The organism is Subtercola vilae, from assembly GCF_004923255.1.
GTDB lineage: Bacteria > Actinomycetota > Actinomycetes > Actinomycetales > Microbacteriaceae > Subtercola > Subtercola vilae.
In genome coordinates this window covers 1-5122 of the sequence record NZ_QYRT01000081.1, presented here as the reverse complement: position 1 = coordinate 5122, position 5122 = coordinate 1, and the positions used below count along the sequence as shown (strand labels likewise).

Genomic DNA, 5122 nt, shown 5'->3' with positions numbered 1-5122 from the left:
GCGCCGGTCGATCGCTTCGACCCACTGCTGAGCTACGGCGGCGACCTGGATCAGTTCGGTTCGGAGCTTCGAAGTGTCGCTCTCAGCAAACGCTTCGAATACCTCTTCGAGCAGAATGTCCTGCCAGAAGACGTTGCCCTGTTTAGCGGCGGAATCCGTGACCTGTTTTGCACACCCCGCGAGCACGTCAGCCGATGCCGTTGCAAGGCTGATGCCGCGATGACCGTCGAACGCCTTGGTGTATTTCAAGTCACCCAGAATCATCCGGCTTGGCCCGGTGCCGTCAGGGTGGTTCTGCTCGCCCCACTTCTGATCCTGCCTGTCACGCTCGGCCTGAACCTCGACCGCTATCGCTTCACTTTCGGCGCTCATTTCGATGCCTCCGGGGTGAGAGCGGGCTCGTAGGTCTGCTCAAAAATCTCGGGCTTGCATGGGTAAAATTCGCCCGCGACGCCCTTGATGATGTAGTCGCCGATGCTGGCCGCCATCGTTCCCTCAAGCGTCGTGATAGCGATATTCTCGGCAGCTGTCGTGAAGGCACCTCCCGCGAACAGCATCGCTTCGATAACGACGGGCTTCTTACGGAACTTCATTGCTTCGGTCATCTTTCAGCCTTCTTTCGTATTGGTAGTAACTGGGGTGGGCGGGAAATGTACCGGGCAATCGGGTTCGGGCTCCATCATCGAACCGGGCTCGGTCGCGCTCCCGTACGTCGTCCAGTACTTCGGGTCGGTGTAGGTGCACGTGCATGTCTCGGCACTCCCACTGTCGCCGCTCTGAGCCGTTTTCTTTCCCCGCTTGACCTCCCGGGCACGAAACGCCTGAAACGGCGTCACAGCGGGCACACTGAGGGCGTCAGGGGTGTTCTCGTCAACGGTCGACATCAGAACGGCGTCTGTGAGGAGTCGCGACCGGGCGTCACCGGATTCGCAGCGCCAGAAGAGTCGGCCCGGGTGACTTGCGCTGTCGCATACCGAAGTGACGGCCCGATCTCGTCAATCTCCAATTCGATGCTGCTGCGCTTCTCGCCGGTTTTCTTGTCGTCGTACGACCGCTGCGTCAACCTGCCAGTCGCGACGACTCTGGTGCCCTTCGTGAGGCTCCCAGCGACATGCTCAGCGAAGTCACGCCACACACTCGCCCGAAGAAACAGGGCATCGCCGTCTTTCCACTCGTTCGACGCTCTGTCGAAAGTGCGCGGGGTCGACGCGATAGTGAAGTTCGCGACCGCCAAACCGTTCTGCGTGAACCTCAGCTCTGGGTCGCTAGTGAGATTGCCCACCACGGTCACTACTGTTTCGCCTGCCATCAGATTTTCTTCTTTCGTTTGTAGTTACTTGCCCGGTACTGCTGCTGATACGCAGTATTCGCGGCCCTGCACTCGTCACACCGGCACTTATGCCGGTCGTACGTTGACTTCCTGCCGTGCTTCATGCGAACCCGTGCAGCACTCTGTAATCGACCACTTTTGAAAATTCGCCTTTCCACTGCATCTTCACCAGCGCGGTCGCGCCGTGACGGTTCTTCGCAACGTCCATCCACAGGTCGTTGTTCTCTTCATCGCGGCTCAACAGGATCACCACATCGGCGTCCTGCTCGATTGACCCCGACTCTCGAAGATCAGACAGCTGCGGTCTCTTATCAGACCGCGACTCCGACTCACGATTCAGCTGCGACAGTGCGAACACCGGCACCTTCAAATCCTTCGCGAGAATCTTCAACTGCCGCGAGAACTCCGAAACCTTCTCCTGCCGCGACTCCTTGCCAGGTGAGGTCATCAGTTGCATGTAGTCCACGACGATGCCCTTCAGATCACCCTTCCGAGCAACCGACCGGGCAAACTGGCGAACCTGCGACGGCCCAACCGACGAACGATCATCGATGAACACCTCAGAGACGAACTCCGGGCGGGACGCATTCACTCGCGCCCACTCATCAGGATCAAGCCGGTTCTTCGCCAACTTCGACACGTTCACGTTTGCGTGCGATGCGATGCCGCGAACTGTCAACTCTTCCTTCGGCATCTCAAGCGAGTTGTACGCGACAACTCCGCCCTGCCCAAGCGCGATAGCAATCTGCAAACCAACAATGGTTTTACCCATCCCAGGCCGTGCACCAATCACATACAGCGCACCAGAACGGAACCCGCCAATAGCCTCATCAAGCGACGGCCACGGCGACGGCGAGTAAACCGTCTCCGTTGTGATCAGCTCGACCGCAGCACCCCACAAATCCGGCATCGAAAGCACCTTGGCTTTCTGAACCCCACCGATACGATCAAGCGCCGCCCGACCGTACTCGATCATCTGGGCAGCATCAAGATTCTGGTCAAGCGCCTTCAGACCATCCGCCAAAGCTGATAAGTCTCGCCTGACCGCGTGTTTCGTCACGATGCCCGCATTGTGCACCACGTTGCCCGCGAAGACCTTGTTGTCGGTCAGCCGGTAAATCGTTTGGAAGTCGGCAGGTAGAGCATCGACAAGCGTCGCAAGGTCGACCGTTCTGCCGTGATTGTGGATCTCACGGGCCTTATCGAAAATCCTGCCCAACTCGATCTTCGAGAACTGATCACCGATCAGATCAAAATCGTCAAGGCATCGACCACCCGTCTCAAGAACGGCACCAAGCACGTCAAGCTCAGCAACCTCAAGGCCGTCAAACATCAGGCCCCCCGAAGACTTCCTTGCCCGTCCACGAGTCTTTCGTGTCGACCTTCTCGTCTTCCCACTTACGATCACGGAGCCAACCGCCCGGGAGCTTGTAGAACTGAGGGTCTTGCGTCCGTGTGTAACGGTCAGCCGATGCAACGAGCACCGAGTTAGTTGGCAATTGCCGTGCCCGTCTCAGAACCTCCCACGCTTTGTATGCGTCACCCTTCGACTCTTTGCGTGGATAGTGCTGATACCAAGCACTGAAAGCTGCTGAATAGGGCTCTTTGGGTTCAGCTTCGCTGGACATATCTTTTTCAGGTACTGGGATGGGATGGGACTGGGATGGGGTAACGCGAACATCGGCCGAACTTCGCCCGAAGTTCTGACTTTGTTCATCCGAACGTTCGGGATCAGTTCGGGTGTCGTTCGTCCGAACACCCTTCTTTTTGGCTCTGACGGCGCGCATTCTTTCTTGTGCCGCCGCACGCTCAGCCTCCACATCGACCTTCAGTGGCTGGTACTCAGCCCAGTCTTTGAACTCGTAACCTTCAGCGGCAACCAACCACAATCCCGCCGCCACTAGCTCAGCTGCGAGAGTGTCATCACCTCCGATTCGGCTTATGGCCTTGTCCGATACGGCACCATCTGTCAGATACTTCGCACACCAGCTACCCGACAGCGCCCAAAGGCCAACTGCGGTGAGAGATAGTTCGACTACCTTCGGATGCCCGTGGAACCCGTCATCTACTTTGAACCACGGCATCACTCACCGCCAAGCAGTGCTCTCACTCGTTCGGTAGGAATGCCAGACGTGCTGACGATCTCGGGAACGGTGATGCCGTAGGTGTACGCCAAACCGACGTACAGCCGATCTTGGATGTTGAGCGTGTTGTGCTGATTTTTCAGAAGTTCGAGGTGCTGTCTGGCAGCAGCCTCAAGACCTTGATTAGACTTGGGCAAAGTTCCTCCATTGGTGCGTTCCAGCGGGTGAATGAGAAGCGGCTTTGGTGGTAGGACACCAGGTCGCTTCGCCCGTTTTACGGGGCTGTTACAATCGTCCCGCGATAGAACATAGTTACGCAAATGGGCCTGTGGATAACCTTGTGGAGAGAAGTCGCAAAACACTGACAACCCTGTGCACAAGCTGTGGAATAACCTGTTCATAGAAACTTTCTTCGAAACTACAACCATGTAACTATCAGGTGTTTTATCAACCGACAGGTGGTGGATGAGTAGGTGTTCGGGCATCTTGTCTAATGTTCAGCTAGGTACCGTAAATCGCGTATAGAACACCTGAAATGCGCTCAGTAAATGATTCCGTACCCGCTCATAAGGGCCTCCGCGCGTGCCACCGAGATCCGCTCGAAACCGCCCAGATCGTCGTACAGCACCCACCCGAAACCGGGAACGCCCGCATCGGAAAGCCACCGCCGTGCAGGCCACCTCGCCGGGTCACCCCATGAAGGGACACTCCATCCCTCACGAAGGGCGGCCTCGGGATTTTCAGTGGACCAACCATGACAACCAGTCGTCCCCGAACCGCCCAAGATCTGCAAATTCGATGCGACTGTGAGGCCACCCTGAGATCGCAGTTTGCGGTGGTCACGGTTCGGTGGGCCACAATTCGTGCGGCATCTCTGGCATGTGCCGCCGTCCCTTTCGGTGGCTAGCCGGTACCCCTCAGCGTCCTCTTTCGGGGTCGGTTTCGGTGTCTTCGGGGCGAACGTCATTCCTCCCCCTCTGGTACTGGGGGCGAAGTCGTCAGGCAGATGTCGCAGGTGTCCGATGGATGACTATCCTGATAGCGCCACCCCGCCGCCTCGACTATTTCCTGTTGATCGACCCATGACATGTTTGGGAACGGCCCCAAGTGCTTTGTTCTGCACACATCACATTCGACAAACCACACCTGACGCCGCGGCGCTCCGTCTGGTAGCTCGTAAGACAAGAACGTCATCAGATCTCCTCTGGTACTGGGTAGAGAACACGGAAACCGGCAGCGGCGCTGAGGTACTCGCGGAGTTGCCTGGCAGTATCGGTCACTTTTAAGTAGTACTTCGGTGTGAACACATGCCAACCGTCTGCGAGCAAGACGTACATGATTATTACTGTGCGGTCGGCGGGCCAGATCGACGCTATGACCGTGTTGATCTCGGTGGGGAGCGTCACGAGTTCACCCCCGGCCAGAACTTGAGCAACGTATCGACAGTCATCATCACGAGCTGATCGCCGGGTCTCGCGGTGCCCTTCCGTTTCACGATCACAACGCCCACCAAGGCGTCATCGTTGCCCCGTTCAACCTCAGCCTCATCGAGCCACGGCTTGACCTTCACAGCGCCCGCGTAGTCCTTGCACTCGATGACCAGACGGCCACCGTGAGGTAGATAGATGCCGCCAATATCGCCGCGATCCTTCGCACCATTCCGGGGCCGGATGTCGATGCGCTCATCGTTCAGACACACAGCCCAGTA

7 protein-coding genes and 1 pseudogene are annotated in these 5122 nt (G+C 57.6%); all 8 read right to left on the bottom strand.

Annotation, left to right across the window (positions count from 1 at the left end; translation table 11 throughout):
* On the bottom strand, nt 1-372 hold a 372-nt coding region (locus tag D4765_RS18730), incomplete at its 3' end, for a hypothetical protein (protein WP_136643825.1).
* Entirely contained in the window at nt 369-605 is a 237-nt protein-coding gene (locus D4765_RS18725) for a hypothetical protein (protein WP_237280565.1), read from the bottom strand. The genes D4765_RS18730 and D4765_RS18725, both read right to left, overlap by 4 nt.
* Nucleotides 606-934: 329 nt before the next feature.
* A pseudogene (locus D4765_RS18720) lies at nt 935-1309 on the bottom strand (single-stranded DNA-binding protein); the annotation flags it as partial.
* Between the two features lie 121 nt (nt 1310-1430).
* Nucleotides 1431-2663, bottom strand: coding sequence for a replicative DNA helicase (locus D4765_RS18715; RefSeq protein WP_136643823.1), 1233 nt, complete (start codon nt 2661-2663; stop codon nt 1431-1433).
* A complete protein-coding gene (locus D4765_RS18710; RefSeq protein WP_136643822.1) occupies nt 2656-3414 on the bottom strand; it encodes a hypothetical protein in 759 nt (252 codons plus the stop codon). The genes D4765_RS18715 and D4765_RS18710 overlap by 8 nt, the downstream gene beginning before the upstream one ends.
* On the bottom strand, nt 3414-3899 hold the full coding sequence (locus D4765_RS18705) for a hypothetical protein (protein WP_136643821.1): 486 nt from the start codon (nt 3897-3899) through the stop codon (nt 3414-3416). Before D4765_RS18705 ends, D4765_RS18710 begins: the two co-directional genes overlap by 1 nt.
* A gap of 708 nt (nt 3900-4607) precedes the next feature.
* Entirely contained in the window at nt 4608-4820 is a 213-nt protein-coding gene (locus D4765_RS18700) for a hypothetical protein (protein ID WP_136643820.1), read from the bottom strand.
* Nucleotides 4817-5122, bottom strand: a 306-nt coding sequence (locus D4765_RS19315; RefSeq protein ID WP_161580501.1) for a hypothetical protein, incomplete at its 5' end; no start/stop codon positions are given. The genes D4765_RS18700 and D4765_RS19315, both read right to left, overlap by 4 nt.

Bases quoted from the DNA above. Each gene is read 5' to 3' on its own strand.
- D4765_RS18725 (WP_237280565.1), bottom strand. From the start codon at position 605: ATGACCGAAGCAATGAAGTTCCGTAAGAAGCCCGTCGTTATCGAAGCG.
- D4765_RS18710 (WP_136643822.1), bottom strand. From the start codon at position 3,414: ATGCCGTGGTTCAAAGTAGATGACGGGTTCCACGGGCATCCGAAGGTA.
- D4765_RS18705 (WP_136643821.1), bottom strand. From the start codon at position 3,899: ATGCCCGAACACCTACTCATCCACCACCTGTCGGTTGATAAAACACCT.
- D4765_RS18715 (WP_136643823.1), bottom strand. From the start codon at position 2,663: ATGTTTGACGGCCTTGAGGTTGCTGAGCTTGACGTGCTTGGTGCCGTT.